The sequence below is a fragment of the Escherichia sp. E4702 genome (genome assembly GCF_963883545.1).
GTDB lineage: Bacteria > Pseudomonadota > Gammaproteobacteria > Enterobacterales > Enterobacteriaceae > Escherichia.
In genome coordinates this window covers 1-500 of record NZ_CAWORF010000064.1, presented here as the reverse complement: position 1 = coordinate 500, position 500 = coordinate 1, and the positions used below count along the sequence as shown (strand labels likewise).

The window sequence follows — 500 nt, the reverse complement described above, 5'->3', positions numbered from 1 at the left end:
AGTGCTGNAAANNACAGNCCAGTCACAGCGGGAATAGCTCAGTTGGTAGAGCACGACCTTGCCAAGGTCGGGGTCGCGAGTTCGAGTCTCGTTTCCCGCTCCAAAATTTGAAAGTGCTGCAAAGCACAGACCACCCAAGCGGGAATAGCTCAGTTGGTAGAGCACGACCTTGCCAAGGTCGGGGTCGCGAGTTCGAGTCTCGTTTCCCGCTCCAAATTCTTCTCCCAATAAAATATCCACAGCGACGCGATGCGTTATTGCTGGTTTTTGTTGCCTCTGACAAACTCTTGTAAACAGAGTTATCCACAGGTGCGGGCTGTAATCTTAATTTCAGAAAAACTTCGCACGGTGAATAGTAATTTTTTAACCTGTTGATATATAAGTTGAAAATTAAGATTGTATTTTGTCGTATCGATCACTTGACGATGATATTCGTCTTGAATTGCAATGCGTTTTTATTTTTATTCACAAGCTGTGGATGAATCAGGCGTCACGTGGTA

At 45.0% G+C, this 500-nt stretch carries 2 tRNA genes; both read left to right on the top strand.

The features are described 5' to 3' along the window. Window positions 1–27 precede the first annotated feature (27 nt). Window positions 28–103: transfer RNA gene (locus tag AACU94_RS24580), tRNA-Gly, on the top strand. Between the two features lie 35 nt (window positions 104–138). After that, window positions 139–214, top strand: a tRNA-Gly gene (locus tag AACU94_RS24575). The last annotated feature ends 286 nt before the right edge of the window (window positions 215–500 follow it).